Source organism: Micromonospora sp. AP08 (assembly GCF_008085935.1).
GTDB classification, from domain to species: Bacteria; Actinomycetota; Actinomycetes; order Mycobacteriales; family Micromonosporaceae; genus Micromonospora; species Micromonospora chersina.
On sequence record NZ_VSEZ01000007.1, the window covers coordinates 19644 to 36240 of the forward strand.

The window sequence follows — 16597 nt, forward strand, 5'->3', positions numbered from 1 at the left end:
GCGCCGCGCGGCAGCCGGACCGGACGGGACGGCGTCGGTGGTCCGGGCTGCCGGCGGCAGTGGTGGTGGGGTGGGCCCACAGAGGCGCGGGAGCGCTCCCATGGATAATCGACAATGTAATCTCGCCGTCGCGGGTTTGGGAAGACGGACCGGTCGCCGGACCCGGCGGGGCCGCAGCGCCAAAGACCCCTTCCGCGTTACGCCGACACGCCACGGAAGTGGCTCGATCTGGCCCGAATTTCGATCTTCCCGGGCGACATCGTCGCAGCTCAGACCGTTCGTCCGATGTCGCCCGTCGGGTCCCCTCATGCGATCATGTGCCGTCCCCTCTCTCGATCTCGGAGGATTCCTCATGCCACAGCGTCGGCACGTGGCGCGCGCGGCCTTCACCGCAGCCGCCGCCACGGCCCTCCTCTCCCTCGCCGTCCCGGCGTGGGCGTCGAGCACCGTCCCGCTCAACCCGGCGCACCACGACCAGACCGCCGCCGGCTTCCAGCAGGAGTGCGACGACGAGCGGTTCGACAACCTCGCCGACAACCAGGACGGCTGGCACTTCGTCCTGCCGGGCGGCAAGGAGTCGGGCAACTTCGAGAGCCTGACGCTGACCTACAGCGACGGCACCAACCAGGTCGAGATCAAGGTGCCGGACGGTTCCGACGCCTACCCCGACTACCTGTACTCGACCGGCGGCAAGGAGCCGCGGACCATCCACGCCTACGTCTTCACGCCGGCGGGTTGGACCCTGGTCGACGGCAGCGCCGTCATCAGCGGCACGGCCACCAAGTTCAACCTGAGCCACACCTGCGCCGGTACCCCGGCGCCGTCGGAGTCGCCGTCCCCGTCCGGGTCGCCGACCGGCAGCCCGACGCCGACCCCGACCACTCCGGGCGAGGAGACCCCGACCCCGACGCCGGGCGGCTCCGAGAACCCGTCCGAGAACCCGTCGGGCACCCCGACGCCGGGCACCTCGGTCGGCGGCGGCGCGGGCGGCGGCAGCGGCACCGAGGGCGGCCTGCCGCTCACCGGCGTGGCGGCCACCAGCATCTCGCTCACCGGCCTGGCCCTGATCGGCGGCGGTGTCCTCCTGATGGCGCTGCGTCGCCGCCGGGACAAGATCACCTTCACCAGCTGAGCCGGACTCCGGCACGGAACCGGCCGTCGGACCTCGGTCCGGCGGCCGGTTCCGCCTTTCCGGGGCCACTCCGGCGGTCCAGCCTGGATATGATCTTGAGGTGGACGCTCTCGACCCGACCCGCACCGCCGTCGTCCTGATCGACCTCCAGCGTCGCATCGTGGACCAGCCGACCGCCCCACACACCGGCCCCCAGGTGGTCGAGCGCTGCCTCGCGCTCGCCGAGGCCGCCCGCGCCACCGGGGCGACCGTGGTGGTGGTCCGCGCCGACCGGCCCGGCCCCGATCCGCAGCCAGCGGGGAGCGAACTGCTGCCCGAGGTGGCGCCCCGCGAGGGCGACCTGGCGATCGTCAAGCACACCTGGGGCGCCTTCCACGAGACCGGGCTCGACGCCGCGCTGCGGGAGCGCGGGGTGGACACGCTGGTGATCGGCGGGCTGGCCACCAACTTCGGCGTCGAGCAGACCGCCCGGATCGGCGAGGAGATCGGCTACCGGGTGGTGCTGCCGCACGACGCGATGTCCGGGTTGGACGCGTACGCCCACGAGTTCGCGGTCGACTACGTCTTCCGCCGGCTCGGCACGGTCTGCACGACCGCCGAGGCGATCGCGGCGCTGGGCGGTTGAACCGGCCGGCGGGTTGATCCGTACTGACGGGTAACCCGGTCGACGCCGCCCGGAGCTGGATCACATAATCGACAGCCTTCGATACCATTCCCGCGTACCTCCAGGTCAACGCCGTGGTGGTCGGGCCGCGACGTGTCGCGGCGGCGGGACGGGCGTCCTGGCATACGAGCGTACGGTTGCCCGCGCGCTCGACCACGCGGGACAGTACGCGACACCAGCGGTGCCATCGACGCCGCCGCTCCCCCGGACAACCCTGAGGAGATCGCGATGGCTCTCAGACTCGCCGACGGCACCTCCTGGTCCGACACCCTCGCCCGCGCGGTGGCCGCCGCGCCGGAAGCCTTCGGCACCACGCCCGACGGCGCCGCCACGCTGCACAACCTCATCGAGGGCGGGTGGCGGGCGGTGGGCACGCCAAGCCCGGTACGCACCCCCGTCGACAACACCGTGCTGGTCAACCTGGCCCGCCTCGACGCCGAGGCCGCGCGCGGCGCGGTCGCGCACGCCGCCGCCGCGCACCGGGAGTGGGCGCGGACCCCGCTCGCCGAGCGCAAGGCCCGGGTCGACGACGCCCTGGACGCCCTCACCGCCCACCGCGACCTGCTCGCCATGCTGCTGGTCTGGGAGATCGGCAAGCCGTGGCGGCTGGCCTGCGCCGACGTCGACCGGGCGCTGGACGGCGTGCGGTGGTACGTGCAGGAGATCGACCGGATGCTCGCCGACGGCCGCGAGCCGCTGCCCGGCCCGGTCAGCAACATCGCGTCCTGGAACTACCCCATGAGCGTGCTCGTGCACGCCGAGCTGGTGCAGCTGCTCGCCGGCAACGCGGTGATCGCCAAGACCCCGTCGCAGGGTGGGGCCGTCTGCCTCACCGTGGCGCACGCGCTGATGCGCCGCGCCGGGCTGCCCGCCACCCTGCTCTCCGGCGGCGGCGAGGAGCTCTCCGAGGTCCTGGTCCGCGCCCCGGAGATCGGCGCGGTGGCGTTCGTGGGCGGCCGCTCCAACGGCGGCAAGGTGGCGGCGGCGCTGCTCGACTCCGACAAGCGGCACTTCATCGAGCAGGAGGGCCTCAACGCCTGGGGCATCTGGAACTTCTCCCAGTGGGACCTGCTCGCCGCGCACCTGAAGAAGGGCTTCGAGTACGGCAAGCAGCGCTGCACCGCGTACCCGCGGTTCGTGGTCCAGCGCGACCTGGTCGACGAGTTCCTCGACGTCTACCTGCCCGTGGTGCGCTCGGTCCGGTTCGGACACCCGCTCGCCGTGGGCGACGACTGGTCGGCCGGTGACCCGCTGCCCGAGCTGGACTTCGGCCCGCTGATCAGCGCGGCCAAGGCCGAGGAGCTGCGCCGCAAGGTCGACGAGGCGGTCCGCGGCGGCGCGGTGCCGCTGCACCGGGGCAAGCTCGACGGCGCGCCCTTCCTCGACGGGCAGGACACGTCCGCGTACGTGGCGCCGGCGGTGCTGCTCGCCCCGCCCGGGCGGTCCCGGCTCATGCACGCCGAGCCGTTCGGCCCGGTGGACACCATCGTCGTGGTGGACACCACCGACGAGCTGCTGGCCCAGATGAACGCCTCCAACGGCGCGCTGGTCGCCTCCCTGGCCTGCGACGACGAGGAGCTGGCCGGCAAGCTCGCCGTCGACCTCCAGGCGTTCAAGGTGGGCATCAACAAGCCGCGCTCCCGCGGCGACCGGGAGGAGCCGTTCGGCGGCCGGGGCGCGTCGTGGAAGGGCGCCTTCGTGGGCGGCGACCTGCTGGTGCAGGCGGTCACCGTGGGCGGCGACGGCCGGCTCTACGGCAACTTCCCGGACTACAGCAGCTACCCCGCGACCTGACCACGCCGACCGGGCCCGGACACGGACAGGGCCCCCGCACCGGGGGCCCTGCCGTGTCACCGTCCCCCGCACCGGAGGTCGGCCCAGGTGGCGCCGGAGAACCCGGCGCCGGTGCGCGGTCGCCCGCCGGCCGCCGTCCCGTGCCGCGCCGTTGCGGCCCGGGACGCGGCGCGACACGCCACCGTGGCGTCAGTACGACCGCCGCGACCGCGCCGTCGCGTCGGCCTGCCGGGGCAGCACGGCCCGGCGGGGAGCCAGCGGCACCGTGACGGTCAGCACGCTGCCGTCCCGTTCCACCGACGTGGGCCGGTTCAGGGTGCGTACGGTGCGCAGCATCGGGGTGTTCTCGGCCTGCACGTGCAGCAGCACGGCGGCGTAGCCGGCCCGGTCGGCGTGCCCGAGCAGGCGGCGCAGCAGGGCCGAGCCGAGGCCCCGGCGCTGCCAGTCGTCCCGCACCAGCAGCGCCGCCTCCGCCTCGTCCCCCTCGCCGAGCAGGTTGGCCATCGCCACGACCGGCGCGGCCGCACCGCCGGAGCCGCCCGTGGCGACCAGGGTCAGCCCCCGGGCCGGTTCGAGCAGCCGGCGCAGCCGGGCCGGCGCCGGGTGCCCCGCCCCGCTCAGGTAGCGCCGCTGGCGGCTGCGGTCCGAGCACCCCTCGTGCAGCTCCAGCACGCCCGGGAGGTCGTCGGCGGAGGCCGGCCGGACCGTCACCTCGGCCGTGTCGGGCAGCACCAGGGTGACCCGGTGGGCGTCCCGGCGGGCCACCGTGGCGGCCAGCTCGACCAGGGCCTGCGCCCGGGCGTACTCGGCCGGGGTGAAGCTCGGCTCCCGGCGGCGCAGCTCGTACGAGCCGCCGGCCGGGTCGGCCAGCAGCATCGTGGTCTGGTCCACCCCGCCCGGCGGGGTGGCCGACGTCGGCCGCCAGGTCACCGCGTCCGCGCCGAGCAGCACGCGCAGTGTCTCGCCGGCGGCGTCCGGGTCCCGGACCAACCGGCCGGCCAGGCCGAGCACCCGGGTGGGCTGGTCGGCCAGCCCGCGCGCCTCGCTGCGCGCCACCCAGCAGTTCCGGCCGCGCCCCCGCTCGACGGCGGCGCGCAGGTCGGCCTCGGTGAGCCGGTCGGGCGCGTCGACCAGGAAGTCGTCGACCGCCCCCACCTCGGTGGTGTGCACCTGAACGGTGAGGATGTTGACCCCGCGCAACGCGAGGCTCGCCGTGAGCACCGACAGGTAGCCCGGCCGGTCGTCCACGGTGGCACGGATCCGCCACAGCGCCATGGTTCGCTCCCTTCCTCACCCTCGACCCTGCCGGCCGCCTGTTGCGCCCCCGTTGCCCACGGGTGAAACGGCGGGACCGGTCAGGTGATGGTGGTCACGGGCGGGGCGCCGACGAGGTCCAGCCGGTCGCCGAGGATCACCGCGCCGGCCCGGACCAGCTGGGCGAGCCGGTCCACCTCGGTGGAGTGGAACGCGGCAGCGGCGAGCGGCTCGGTGTGGTCGCGCGCCACCACCAGCACGAGGCCGGCCCGGCCGAACGGCGCGACCGCGTAGTGGTGTCCGTCCGGGGTGGTGATCGCCCGGGCCCGCAGTGGGGTGACCTCCGGCAGCCGCGGCGGGACCGGGGCGCGCCAGCTCGCGTGTCCGACCGTCGGCTCGCCGCCGTCGCCGCTGCGCGCGGCCCAGTCCAGCGGCACCACGGCGGCCACCGCCCAGTCGGCGGCGAGCAGCCCGGGCACCGCGTCCACCAGGGTGGCCACCCCGTCGTTCGGGTTCGCGGCGACCTGGGCGAGCAGTTCGGCGTCCTGGCCCGTGGTGGTCGGCGCGCCGATCGCCCGCCACACCCCGTCCACCCGGACGCCGGGGATCGCGGCCAGGCCGGCGAGCAGCCGCTCCACCCGGGCCGCGCCCGGCCAGACCACGGTGAAGTCGTCGACCGCCCGCCCGCCGAGCCGCTCCAGCACCACCACCTGCACGATGTCGGCGCCGGAGACGCCGAGCGTCCGGGCCACCTGGCCGAGCGTGCCCGGTCGGTCCGGCAGGGTCACCCGAACTCTCAGCAGCATGTCTGGTCCCTCCGCTCGGCGGGCCGGCCGTGGCGGCCGGCAGGCTGGGCCCCAGCCTGCCGGTTGACCATTTCGCCCCCGTTGCAGCGGCATGTCCCGCCGGGAACATCCCGCCTTGACAACAAAGCTGAGCTGCCATCAACTAACCGGATGACCGATCCGGCCGTCCACGCACCCCAGACCCCGACCGGTTCGGCCCCGCGCGGGCTCGACCTCGACCGGCTGGCCGCGTACCTGGCCGCGCACCGGCCGGAGCTGGCCGGGCCGCTGTCGGCCGAGCTGATCGCCGGGGGGAAGTCGAACCTGACCTACCGGCTGCGCGCCGGCGACCGTGCGGTGGTGCTGCGCCGGCCGCCGCTCGGGCACGTGCTGGCCACCGCGCACGACATGGCCCGGGAGTACCGGGTGATCTCCGCGCTCGCCCCCACCGCCGTGCCGGTGCCCGAGGCGCTGCTGCTGTGCACCGACCCCGACGTGACCGGCGCGCCGTTCTACCTCATGGAGAAGGTCGGCGGCGAGGTCTACCGGCGCCGGGAGCAGACCGACGCGCTCACCGCCGGCCAGCGGCGCGACCTCGCCATGGCGATGATGGACACCCTCGCCGAGCTGCACATGGTCGAGCCGGCCGCGGTCGGGCTGGCCGACTTCGGCCGCCCCGAGGGCTACCTGGCCCGCCAGGTCCGCCGCTGGTCCGGCCAGCTGGACCGCTCCCGCAGCCGCCCGCTGCCCGGCATCGACGAGCTGCGCGACGCGCTCGCCGGCAGCGTGCCCGAGGGCGCGAACGCCGGCCGGATCGTGCACGGCGACTACCGGCTGGACAACCTGCTCGCCACGGTCGAGCCGGTGGCGGTGCGGGCGGTCCTCGACTGGGAGATGGCCACCCTCGGCGACCCGCTCGCCGACCTGGGGCTGCTGCTGACCTACTGGGACGTGCTCGGCGACAGCGACAGCGCCGAGGGCAACCCGGTCGCCGACGGCATCGGCCCGCGGGCCGGCTTCCCCACCGGCGCCGAACTGATCGACCGGTACGCCGGCCGCAGCGACGTGGACGTCGGGCCACTGCACTGGCACGTGGCGCTCGGCTGCTTCAAGCTCGCGGTGATCTGCGAGGGCATCCACTACCGGCACACGCTCGGGCAGACGCTCGGCGGGGGCTTCGACCGGATCGGCGAGATGGTGGCGCCGCTGGTCGAGCACGGCCTGCGCGCCGTCCGGGAGAAGTAGCGGGGTCAGGCCGAGGCGCGGTGGATGAGCTTGGTGTCCAGCAGCACGTGCGGGCTGGGCAGCTCCTCGCCGCGGATCCGCGAGACGAGCAGCCGGGCCATCTGCCGACCCATCTCCTCCACCGGCTGGAAGACCGTGGTCAGCGGCGGCTCGGCCTGCCGGGCGATGGGGGCGTCGTCGAAGCCGATCACCGCCACGTCCTCGGGCACCCGGCGGCCGGCCTCGCGCAGCGCGCGCAGGGCGCCGAAGGCCATCAGGTCGGAGGCGACGAAGACCGCGTCCAGGTCCGGGCAGACCTCCAGCAGCCGGCGCATGCAGGCCGTGCCGCTGCCCTCGCTGAAGTCGCCGTACGCGATGAGGTCCGGGTTGAGGTCGGCGCCCGCGGCCCGGACGGCCTCCTTGTAGCCGGACAGCCGGGCCAGGCCGGCGCCCATGTCCTGGGTGCCGGCGATGGTGGCGACCCGCCGCCGGCCGCGGGCGAACAGGTGCTCCACGGCCTGCCGGGCGCCCCCGACGTTGTCCACGTCGACGAACCAGGCCGGCTGGGCCTCGGGATGCAGCATCCGGGCCGGCCGGCCGCCGAGCACGGTGGGCAGGCCGCGCTCCTCCAGCAGGGTGGGCAGCGGGTCCGCGTCGTGCAGCGAGAGCAGCAGGACGCCGTCCACGTGCTGGTTGGTCAGGTGGTGCTCGACCCGTTCCCGCTCGATCTGGGACTGCGCCATGGCCAGCCAGAGCTGCATGGGGGTCTCCAGCAGCGCGGAGCTGACGCCCCGGACGATGCCGGCGAAGAACGGCTCGGTGAAGACCCGCTCCCCCGACTCGGACACCACCAGCGCCACCGAGTCCGTCCGCTGGGTGACCAGCGCCCGCGCGGCCCGGTTGGGCACGTACCCCAGCTCGGCGATGGCCGCCTGGACGGCGGCCCGGGCCTCCGGGCTCACCTGGGGCGAGCCGTTGACCACGCGGGAGACCGTGCCGCGGCCCACGCCGGCGCGGGCCGCGACCGCGTCGAGGGTCGGGCGCCCGAGCGACCGCGTGCGCTGCGTTGTCATCGTCTGTGCTCCTCCGACGTCGGGCGGACCCGGCACCTGTTGAGGCGTCGGCGCCGGGCCGCCCGTTACTGGCTGGCCCAGCCTATTGTGCGGCCAGGCCGTTGCGTCGGATCACATCGGCGTACCACCTGGCGCTGGACTTCGGGATCCGGACCTGGCTGTCGTAGTCGACGTAGACCATGCCGAAGCGCTTCGTGTAGCCCCATGCCCACTCGAAGTTGTCCATGAGCGACCAGGCGAAGTACCCCTTCAGCGGCACCCCGGCGCTGATCGCGGCGTGCGCCGCGCGCAGGTGCGCGTCGAAGTACGCCAGCCGGTCCGGGTCGTCGACCCGGCCGTCGACCACCGCGTCGACGAACGCGGAGCCGTTCTCGGTGACGTAGAGCGGCAGGTCGGTGTAGTCCCGGTGCACCCGCTCCAGCGTCTCCACCAGGCCCGGGGCGTCGATCTCCCAGTCCATGTCGGTCACCGGGACACCCCGGGTGACGAACCGGACGTCCTCGCTGCCCGGCCAGCACGACGGGGCCCGCCAGTAGGCCTCCGCCTCGACCCCGTCGACCGGCGCGGCGACCACGTGCCGGCTGTAGTAGTTGACGCCCACCATGTCCAGCGGGGTCGAGATGACGGCCAGGTCGCCGTCCCGGACGTGCCCGAAGTCGGTGACCTTGCGCAGGTCGGCGGTCAGGTCCGCCGGGTACGCCCCGCGCAGCACCGGGTCGAGGAAGAACCGGTTGGCCAGACCGTCGATGCGGCGGGCGGCGTCGGCGTCCTCGGGCGAGTCGGTGGCCGGGGTGACCGGGTAGAGGTTGACCGTGATGCCGAGCTGCGCCTCCGGCCGGGCGGCCCGCAGCGCCTGCACGGCCAGCCCGTGCCCGAGCATGAGGTGGTGCCCGGCCCGGACCGCGTCCGCCCCGTCGGAGCGGCCCGGCGCGTGCACGCCGGAGCCGTAGCCGAGGAAGGCCGAGCACCACGGCTCGTTGAAGGTGGTGAAGTACTTCACCCGGTCGCCGAGGGCGTCGGCGACCAGCTGGGCGTAGTCGGCGAACCGGCCGGCGGTGTCCCGGGCCGGCCACCCGCCCGCGTCCTCCAGCGGCTGGGGCAGGTCCCAGTGGTAGAGGGTGAGCCACGGCTCGATGCCGTGGCCCAGCATCTCGTCCACGAGGCGCCGGTAGAAGTCCATCCCCTCGGAGTTGACCGCCCCGGCGCCGCCGGGCTGCACGCGGGGCCAGGAGACGGAGAAGCGGTACGACTTCAGCCCCAGGTCGGCCATGAGCCGCACGTCGTCGGGCATCCGGTGGTAGTGGTCGCAGGCCACGTCACCGGTGTGCCCGGCCACCGTCCGCCCCTCGGTGTGACTGAAGGTGTCCCAGATCGACGGGGTGCGGCCGCCCTCGGTCGCCGCGCCCTCGATCTGGTACGCGGCGGTCGCCGCGCCCCAGAGGAAGCCGGGCGGGAAGGTCAGTGCCGCGCCCTGGTCGAGGACGCCGACGGCGGGCGGGCTGGCTGGGTTGCTCACGACTTGACGGCGCCTTCCATGATGCCGCCGATGATCTGGCGGCCGAACAGGATGAACACGATGAACAGGGGCAGGGTCGCGATCAACGTACCGGCGAAGATCTGCGAGTTGTCGGCGAAGTAGGCGGTGTTGAGGCTACGGAGGGAGATCTGGACGGTCGGGTTGGCCGGGTCGGCCAGCACCACGAACGGCCAGAAGAACTGGTTCCACTGCTCCATGAAGGTGAGCAGGCCGAGCACGGCGGCGGCGGGACGCAGCGCGGGCGCCACCACGTGCCAGTACACCTTCCAGGTGGAGCAGCCGTCCACCCTGGCCGCCTCGATCAGCTCGTTCGGCACGGCCTGTTCGGCGTACTGGCGCATCATGAAGATCCCGAAGCCGCCGATGAGGAACGGCACGGTCACCGAGGGCATGGTGTTCAGCCACTCGAGTTTCGCCATCAGGATGTAGAGCGGAAGAACGCCGAGCTGGATGGGCACCATCATCGAGGCCAGGATGATCAGCAGCAGCGCGTTCTTGCCCCGGAAGCGGAGCTTGGCGAAGGCGAAGCCCGCCAGGGAGCCGAAGAACACCGTGGCCACGGTGATCGTCCCGGAGACCAGGAACGAGTTCAGCAGGCCCTTGACGATGTTGGCGTCGCCGTTGTCGAGCACCCGTTGGATGTTGTCGCCGAGCTTGCCGCCGGGCAGGAACGGCGGCGGCCAGGAGTTGGCCGCGTCGTTGGTCCGCGAGGCGATCACGATCATCCAGTAGAACGGGAAGAGCGACAGGATCACCCCGAGGACCAGCCCGAACCAGGTGAGCGGGCTGGCCTTCCAGAGCCGCTCGGCCTGGTGGGCGGCCCGGACCGGGGCACCCGGCCGGGCGGGTGGGCGGAGCGTGGTGGTCGTCATCTCGTCACCTCACTTGTCGGAGCTGATGCGGCGGGCCAGCAGGTAGTTGACCGTCGACATCACCGCGATGAGCACGAAGAGCACGAGCGCGACCGCGCCGGCGTAGCCCCACCGGAAGCGCTGGTTCATGACGTCGAGCAGGTACATCGTGATGGTCTGGAACTGCCCCTCCGAGCCGCCGGAGAGGCCGCCCGAGCCGCTGGTGAACAGCAGGGGCTCGGTGAACAGCTGAAGGCCGCCGATGGTCGAGATGATCAGCGTGAAGATGATCGTCGGGCGCAGCTGCGGCACCGTGATCGACCAGAACTGCCGGCGCCTGGAGGCGCCGTCCAGCGCCGCGGCCTCGTACATGTCCTTGCTGATGGACTGCATGGCGGCCAGGTAGATCAGGGCGTTGTAGCCGACCCAGCGCCAGTCGACCATGGTGGAGATGGCGAACCAAGAGGCGAAGCGGTTCGCGCGCCAGTCGATCGGGTCCAGGCCGACGGTGTCGAGCACCCAGTTGACCAGGCCGAAGTCCTTCGCGTAGATCATCGAGAAGATCAGCGCGACCACGGCGGTCGAGGTGATGATCGGCATGGCGATGGCCATCCGGAAGAAGGTCTGCGCGCGCAGCTTCCGGTTCAGCGCGTTGGCCAGCACCAGCGCCAGCATCAGCTGGGGCACGGTGGAGAGCACGAACATGCCGAACGTGTTCACCACCGCGTTCCAGAACTGCGGGTCGTCGGTGATGAGTTCGACGAAGTTGTCCAGCCCGACGAAGGAGATCGTCGGGTTCAGCGGGGACCGGTCGGTCAGCGCGATCCACACCGTGTACGCGATGGGGTACGCGCTGAACACGGCGAAGATCACGAAGAAGGGCAGGACGTAGAGGTAGGGCGAGTACCTCAGGTCCAGCCGGGTCAGCGAGGTGGCGCGGCGGTGCGCGGAACGGCCGGCGCGGGACCGTCCGGGGTCGGGCGGCGCCGCGGCGTGCAGGTCGAGGCTCATGGGGAGTCCTTCTCCTCGGCCGGCGTCACCCGCCCACACGGGCGACGCCGGGGCTCTCCGGGCACCGCGGGTGGCGCCGACAGCGGGGCTGTCGGCGCCACCCGCGGGCGGGTCGGCCGGATCACTTACCGGCGGCCGCACCGTTCTTCAGCGCCGCCTGCCACTGCTCCTCGGCGGTCTTGCCCTGCTCCACGGCGCGGAGGCTGTTCTCCACCGCGGTGCGGACGGCGTTGTTCTTCGGGCCGAGGTAGACGGGCTTCAGCTCGGTCGCGCCGGCGGCGAAGATCTTGCCGACCGGGGCCTTGCTGAAGTAGTCGTTGGTCGAGTCGGCCACGGCCGGGTCGGTCAGCGCCTGCGGCGAGGAGGGCAGGTTGCCGACCTTCTTGAACGCCTCGGTCTGGCCCTTCGCGCTGGTCAGGAACTTGGCGAGCTCGGCGGCCTCCTTGGCGTGCTTGCTCGACTTCGGCACGGCCAGGAACGAGCCGCCCCAGTTGCCGCCGTTGCCGGGCGCCTTGGCGATGTCCCACTTGCCGGCCGCCGCGTCACCGGCCTGACCCTTGATGACACCGGTCATCCAGGCCGGGCAGGCGATGGTGGCGAAGGTGCCGTTCTTGAAACCGGCGTTCCACTCGTTGGAGAAGGACTGCAGGTTGTTCGACAGGCCGGCGGCGATCATCTTGGTGGTGAGGTCGTACGCCGACTTGACGTCCGGGTTCTCGCCGATGACCAGCTTGTTGCTCTTGTCGTAGTAGGTGTAGCCGGTGCCCGCCCCCGCGGTCTGCATGAGCACCACGTTGTAGAAGTTGGTCGCCGAGTCGACGAACTTGTGCTTCTTGTCGGCGGCGGCGAAGCGCTGGCCGGCGGCGATGAACTGGTCCCAGGTGGGCCAGAGCGCGCCGACCTGCTCGCGGTCGGTGGGCAGGCCGGCGGCCTTGAACAGGTCGCTGCGGTAGCACAGCGCCATCGAGCCCACGTCGGTGCCGAGGCCGAGCACCTTCCCGTCCGGGGTGGTGCCCTGCTCCCACTTCCACGGCAGGAAGTTGCCCTTGAGGTCGTTCGCGCCGTGGTCGGCGAGGTTCACGAACTTGTCGGCCTGGGCGTAGAACTGGACGATCGTGCCCTCCTCCAGGGCCACCACGTCGCCGGCGCCCGACCCGGCGGTGATCTGCTGGGTCAGCCGGGTGTTGTAGTCACCGAGGCCGAGACCCTTGCCCCGCTCCTGGATCTTGACGTTCGGGTGCTCCGCTTCGTACTGCTTGTAGAGCTCGTCGTAGCCGAAGCCCTGGTCGCCGAAGACGTCGACGACCAGGGTCACCGGGCCGCCGCTGCTGCTGCCGTCGTCCGACGAGTCGTCGCCGCAGGCGGTGGCGGTGGCGAGCACCGCGACGGACGCGAGCGCGATGGCCGCGAACCGCCGACGGCGGATTGGGACGCTCATCCGAGACCCCTCTTTCGGTGGTGAGGCGATATCTGTGTGGTGGGGGGTGCTGTGGCGCGTCTCGCCGCCACCGGCCGAGGCGGCCGCCGGAGGCGACCCGGGAGCGGGGCAGGGATGAGACCCACGCCACTCGCGGGAGCGCTCCCATGAGATTGCCGGCGCGTATCAGGGGTGTCAATAGACCGATGGGAGCGTTCCCAGATCGTTACCGCGTCGACCGGGGCGGCCCCGGAGAGCGACCCCGGTGCGCGGTCAGCAGAAGCGACGCAGCAGAGTCGTGGCGCGATCGGCGGCGAAGTTGTCCGGCTCGAAGCCGGCGCCGGCCCACTCCCGCATCATCCGGTGCTCGGCGTGCCCGGGGTCGGCCAACGCGGCCAGCAGGACGGCGTACCCGGCCGGGCCTCCGACGTCCTCCGGCGGGCAGGCGCGCTCCCCCTCGACACAGGCCGGGTAGCGCTCGTCCGGGTCCGCCGCGCACACGTCCTCGACCACCAGGTCGTGCTCCCACCAGTCCCCGAAGTCGTAGGTGTAGCGGAACCGGTCGCCCTTGCCCACCACCGCGTCCAGCCGGACGTCCAGCTCGTCGCGGAGCGCCAGCTCGCCGTCCGGGTCGGGCTCGCCGTACTGGCGACCGTCGATGTCGAACGAGTGCAGGTGGCAGTCCCGCCAGCCCATCGCGTGCTGGACCACCCGGTGCAGCCGGTCCAAGGTGTAGCCGCCGGGGACCAGTACCCGCCGCCACACCGGCGGCCGGACCCCGGCGAGGGAGACCTTCAGCTGGAAGATCTGACGCGACATGCTGTCCCATCCTTCCTCGGCATAGGCTGCCTACATGATCTGCCGAGCGTGCCGGGAGCGACGGCACGACGACTGTCCAGGCCGGAAGTGGTGCGACTGCCAGCACCGTACCCCCGAACCGACCCCTCCGGTCACCGGTCCGGCCGGCGAATGAGCGTCGGAACCCCGATCGAACGGATCTGGCCGGCGCCCGTCACCGGGCCGCTGACCGACCCGGAACTGGCCGCGCTCTACGGCCGCGCCCCGCACCCCCACCTGCGGGTCAACTTCGTGGCCAGCGCGGACGGCGCGGTCACCCTGGACGGCTACTCCGCCGGGCTCTCCGGCGCGGCCGACAAGCGGGTCTTCGGGCTGCTGCGGATGCTCTGTGACGGCCTCGTGGTGGCCGCCGGCACGCTGCGCCACGAGGGCTACCGGGCGGTCCGGCTCGGCGAGGCGCGCCGGGCGTGGCGCCGCGAGCAGGGCCTGGCCGAATACCCGACCCTCGTGGTCGTCTCCGGCTCGCTGGATCTCGACCCGGCCCAGGCGTGCTTCGCCGACGCGCCGGTCCGGCCGCTGGTGCTCACCGGCGCGACCGCCGAACCGCCGCCCGGCCTCACCGAGGTGGCCGACCTCGTCCGCTGCGGCGGGGAGCGGGTCGACCTGGCCGCCGGGCTGGCCGAGCTGCGCCGCCGCGGGCTGGGCCAGCTCCTCTGCGAGGGCGGGCCGCACCTGTTCGGCGCGCTCACCGCGGCCGACCTGGTGGACGAGCTCTGCCTGACGGTCGCGCCGCTGCTCGCCGGGGCCGGCCCCGGCCGGATCACCGCCGGGGACGGCAGCCCGCCCCGGCACCTGCCGCTGCGCCACGTGCTGGCCGCCGCCGACGGGGTGCTGATGCTGCGCTACGCCCGCGACCCGGGCGGGCCGCCGCCCGCCGGCGCCGCCCCGGCCGCCTGACCGCACCGTCCGTCAAGGGCGGAAGGGATACGCGGACAGTCTCGCCCGGCCGGGGCCGAGCGGGTGGCCGGCGGCCGGGCGCACGGGTCACCGGGTCGGAACGGCCCCCGGCGGCAGCGCGTCCGGCAGCCCGAACGCCACGGCGTGTTCCGCGCCCAGGAACGAGGTGATGCCGGCGATCCGGTCCCCCCGCAGCGTCAGCACGTCGACCGACCACGGCAGGTAGGGGCCGGTCGCGCCGCGGCGCAGGTAGCCGGCGACCGCCGGCTGGCCGTTCGCGCCGGTCGTCAGGTGCCGCCAGCTGCCGCAGGGGCCGAGCGGCGCCGACCGGGCGAAGTCCAGCACCGCCGCGAGGCCCCGGTACCAGTGCGGCAGCGGCGGCATGGACCAGGTGACGTCCTCGGTGAGCAGGGCGACCAGCGCGTCGGCGTCGCCGTTCTCCAGGGCGTTGGCGTAGCCGGTGACCACCTCCCGCAGCCGGGCGTCGTCCAGCATCCGCAGGGTGCGCTGCTGGGTGGCCGCGGGTGCCCGCTCGGCGAGCGAGCGGCGGGCCCGCGCGAGCGCCGAGTTCACCGACGTGGCCGAGGTGCCCAGCATGGTCGCGATCTCCGCGGCGGAGTAACCGAGGACGTCGAAGAGCAGCAGCGCGGCGCGCTGGTTGCCCGGCAGGTGCTGCACGGCTGCCACGAAGGCCAGCTCGACCGCCTCGCGTTGCTCGTACCGCGCGCCGGGGGCGACGGGACCGGCCGCCAGGCCGGTGTCCGGGTAGGGGCCGAGCCAGGCGACGTCGTGGTCCGGGCGGCTGTCCGGCACGGCGTGGTCGCTGGCCGGGCCGAGGTCGACCGGCAGGGCCCGCCGGGCGCGGCCGGCGATGGCGTCGAGGCACACCCGGGTCGCCACGGTGTAGAGCCACGAGCGCAGCGAGCCGCGTCCCGCGAAGGCCGGCAGCCCGCGCCACGCCCGCAGCAGCGCGTCCTGGAGGGCGTCGTCGGCGTCGTGGACCGAGCCGAGCATCCGGTAGCAGTGGGCGTGCAGCTCCCGGCGCAGCGGCGCGACGAGCGCCGTGAAGGCGGCCTCGTCGACCGGGGCCCGGTCCGGAGATCCGGCGGCGGTCGGGGAACTGACGCTCACGACCGACGATTCTGCCGCAGCGCCGGAGTCAGGAAGGTGAACGGCTCGCCCGTCACGACTCTGGAGGACCCGATGAGCAGCATGTCCACCGCGCCCGTCACCACCGGCACCCTGGCGGTGCCCGACGGGCGGCTGTACTACGAGGTACGCGGGCAGGGGCCGCTCGTGGCCCTGGTCGCCGCCCCGATGGACGCGGACGCCTTCGCCCCGCTGGCCGACCTGCTGGCCGCCGACCACACCGTGCTGACCACCGACCCGCGCGGGATCCGCCGCAGCGTCCTGCACGACCCGCACCAGGACTCGACACCCGAGCTGCGCGCCGACGACGTCGTCCGGCTCCTCGCGCACCTCGACGCGGGTCCGGCCGCCGTGCTCGGGTCCAGCGGCGGCGCCGTGACCGTCCTCGCCCTGGCCCAGGCCCCTACCTCGCGGGTGCACACGGTCGTCGCGCACGAACCGCCGCTGCTCGGCCTGCTGCCGGACCGGGAGGAACTGTTCGCCCGCGAGGCCGACATGATCGCCACCTACCGCGCCGGGGACCGGCTCGGCGCCGGGCGCAAGTTCCTGGCCAACGCGAACATCCACCTGCCCGAGGAGGTGGTCCTGGGCATGTTCGGCGGCGAGCCCGACCCGCAGGCGGCGGCCGACGAGCATTTCCAGTACCTGCACATGATCCGGGGGACGACCGGGTTCCGGCCCGACGTGGCCGCCCTGCGCGACGGCCCGACCCGGGTCGTCGTCGGCCTCGGGGAGCGGTCGACCGGTGAGGTCTGCGACCGCACCTCGCGGGCGCTCGCCGCCGAGCTGGGCACCGCGCCGGCGATGTTCCCGGGCGGGCACGTCGGCTTCGCCGAGGACCCGCCGGCCTTCGCCGCCCGGCTGCGCGAGGTGCTCGCCGGCTGACCCCTCCGGCACGGCGACGGCGGGCGCGGGACGCCGGGTGGCGTGCCCGCGCCCGCCGTGGCAGAA

15 protein-coding genes are annotated in these 16597 nt (G+C 73.7%); 6 read left to right on the forward strand and 9 right to left on the reverse strand.

The features are described from left to right. The first annotated feature begins 352 nt into the window (after window positions 1-352). From FXF50_RS13800 to FXF50_RS13810, 3 genes are all read left to right on the forward strand, one after another. On the forward strand, window positions 353-1132 hold the full coding sequence (locus FXF50_RS13800) for an LPXTG cell wall anchor domain-containing protein (protein WP_148427853.1): 780 nt from the start codon (window positions 353-355) through the stop codon (window positions 1130-1132). Between the two features lie 100 nt (window positions 1133-1232). Then, a complete protein-coding gene (locus FXF50_RS13805) occupies window positions 1233-1757 on the forward strand; it encodes an isochorismatase family protein (protein ID WP_148427855.1) in 525 nt (174 codons plus the stop codon). 267 nt (window positions 1758-2024) lie between these two features. Further along, window positions 2025-3590 carry an aldehyde dehydrogenase family protein gene (locus tag FXF50_RS13810; protein WP_148427857.1) on the forward strand — a complete coding sequence of 522 codons (1566 nt, stop codon included), beginning with the start codon at window positions 2025-2027 and terminating at the stop codon, window positions 3588-3590. 189 nt (window positions 3591-3779) lie between these two features. Here FXF50_RS13810 and FXF50_RS13815 read toward each other — a convergent pair whose 3' ends face one another. Both FXF50_RS13815 and FXF50_RS13820 read right to left on the reverse strand, forming a co-directional pair. Then, complete coding sequence (locus FXF50_RS13815) at window positions 3780-4865, reverse strand: GNAT family N-acetyltransferase (RefSeq protein ID WP_148427859.1); 1086 nt, start codon at window positions 4863-4865, stop codon at window positions 3780-3782. An 80-nt stretch (window positions 4866-4945) separates the two neighbouring features. Continuing rightward, window positions 4946-5650: an amino acid-binding protein gene (locus FXF50_RS13820; protein ID WP_148427861.1), complete on the reverse strand. Its 705-nt coding sequence runs from the start codon at window positions 5648-5650 to the stop codon at window positions 4946-4948. A gap of 150 nt (window positions 5651-5800) precedes the next feature. Between FXF50_RS13820 and FXF50_RS13825 the strand changes: the two genes are divergently transcribed. Then, a complete protein-coding gene (locus FXF50_RS13825) occupies window positions 5801-6874 on the forward strand; it encodes a phosphotransferase family protein (RefSeq protein ID WP_148427863.1) in 1074 nt (357 codons plus the stop codon). Window positions 6875-6879: 5 nt separating this feature from the next. On the opposite strand, the gene FXF50_RS13830 is transcribed toward FXF50_RS13825, so the two are convergent. The 6 genes from FXF50_RS13830 to FXF50_RS13855 all read right to left on the reverse strand — a co-directional run bounded on the left by FXF50_RS13830 (window position 6880) and on the right by FXF50_RS13855 (window position 13561). Then, entirely contained in the window at window positions 6880-7926 is a 1047-nt protein-coding gene (locus FXF50_RS13830) for a LacI family DNA-binding transcriptional regulator (RefSeq protein WP_148427865.1), read from the reverse strand. 82 nt (window positions 7927-8008) lie between these two features. Continuing rightward, on the reverse strand, window positions 8009-9442 hold the full coding sequence (locus tag FXF50_RS13835; protein WP_148427867.1) for a GH1 family beta-glucosidase: 1434 nt from the start codon (window positions 9440-9442) through the stop codon (window positions 8009-8011). Next, window positions 9439-10335 (reverse strand): carbohydrate ABC transporter permease, encoded by an 897-nt coding sequence (locus tag FXF50_RS13840; protein WP_148427868.1) that lies wholly within the window; start codon window positions 10333-10335, stop codon window positions 9439-9441. The genes FXF50_RS13835 and FXF50_RS13840 overlap by 4 nt, the downstream gene beginning before the upstream one ends. Before the next feature lie 9 nt (window positions 10336-10344). Further along, window positions 10345-11325, reverse strand: coding sequence for a carbohydrate ABC transporter permease (locus FXF50_RS13845; protein WP_148427870.1), 981 nt, complete (start codon window positions 11323-11325; stop codon window positions 10345-10347). Between the two features lie 121 nt (window positions 11326-11446). Next, on the reverse strand, window positions 11447-12763 hold the full coding sequence (locus tag FXF50_RS13850) for an ABC transporter substrate-binding protein (RefSeq protein WP_148427872.1): 1317 nt from the start codon (window positions 12761-12763) through the stop codon (window positions 11447-11449). 252 nt (window positions 12764-13015) lie between these two features. Further along, window positions 13016-13561, reverse strand: a complete 546-nt coding sequence (locus tag FXF50_RS13855) for a plasmid pRiA4b ORF-3 family protein (protein ID WP_148427874.1) — start codon at window positions 13559-13561, stop codon at window positions 13016-13018. A 150-nt stretch (window positions 13562-13711) separates the two neighbouring features. Between FXF50_RS13855 and FXF50_RS13860 the strand changes: the two genes are divergently transcribed. After that, entirely contained in the window at window positions 13712-14497 is a 786-nt protein-coding gene (locus FXF50_RS13860; protein WP_148427876.1) for a pyrimidine reductase family protein, read from the forward strand. A gap of 87 nt (window positions 14498-14584) precedes the next feature. Here the strand turns inward: FXF50_RS13860 and FXF50_RS13865 are convergent, their stop codons facing one another. After that, window positions 14585-15628, reverse strand: a complete 1044-nt coding sequence (locus tag FXF50_RS13865; protein WP_148427878.1) for a sigma-70 family RNA polymerase sigma factor — start codon at window positions 15626-15628, stop codon at window positions 14585-14587. Window positions 15629-15700: 72 nt separating this feature from the next. On the opposite strand from FXF50_RS13865, the gene FXF50_RS13870 reads away from it, so the two are divergent. Then, entirely contained in the window at window positions 15701-16531 is an 831-nt protein-coding gene (locus FXF50_RS13870; RefSeq protein WP_148427880.1) for an alpha/beta fold hydrolase, read from the forward strand. The last annotated feature ends 66 nt before the right edge of the window (window positions 16532-16597 follow it).

Excerpts from the sequence above, each read along its gene's own strand:
- FXF50_RS13840 (WP_148427868.1), bottom strand. The coding sequence starts at position 10,335 with ATGACGACCACCACGCTCCGCCCACCCGCCCGGCCGGGTGCCCCGGTC.
- FXF50_RS13815 (WP_148427859.1), bottom strand. The coding sequence starts at position 4,865 with ATGGCGCTGTGGCGGATCCGTGCCACCGTGGACGACCGGCCGGGCTAC.
- FXF50_RS13845 (WP_148427870.1), bottom strand. The coding sequence starts at position 11,325 with ATGAGCCTCGACCTGCACGCCGCGGCGCCGCCCGACCCCGGACGGTCC.
- FXF50_RS13810 (WP_148427857.1), top strand. The coding sequence starts at position 2,025 with ATGGCTCTCAGACTCGCCGACGGCACCTCCTGGTCCGACACCCTCGCC.
- FXF50_RS13820 (WP_148427861.1), bottom strand. The coding sequence starts at position 5,650 with ATGCTGCTGAGAGTTCGGGTGACCCTGCCGGACCGACCGGGCACGCTC.
- FXF50_RS13850 (WP_148427872.1), bottom strand. The coding sequence starts at position 12,763 with ATGAGCGTCCCAATCCGCCGTCGGCGGTTCGCGGCCATCGCGCTCGCG.
- FXF50_RS13855 (WP_148427874.1), bottom strand. The coding sequence starts at position 13,561 with ATGTCGCGTCAGATCTTCCAGCTGAAGGTCTCCCTCGCCGGGGTCCGG.
- FXF50_RS13825 (WP_148427863.1), top strand. The coding sequence starts at position 5,801 with ATGACCGATCCGGCCGTCCACGCACCCCAGACCCCGACCGGTTCGGCC.
- FXF50_RS13830 (WP_148427865.1), bottom strand. The coding sequence starts at position 7,926 with ATGACAACGCAGCGCACGCGGTCGCTCGGGCGCCCGACCCTCGACGCG.
- FXF50_RS13800 (WP_148427853.1), top strand. The coding sequence starts at position 353 with ATGCCACAGCGTCGGCACGTGGCGCGCGCGGCCTTCACCGCAGCCGCC.
- FXF50_RS13870 (WP_148427880.1), top strand. The coding sequence starts at position 15,701 with ATGAGCAGCATGTCCACCGCGCCCGTCACCACCGGCACCCTGGCGGTG.
- FXF50_RS13860 (WP_148427876.1), top strand. The coding sequence starts at position 13,712 with ATGAGCGTCGGAACCCCGATCGAACGGATCTGGCCGGCGCCCGTCACC.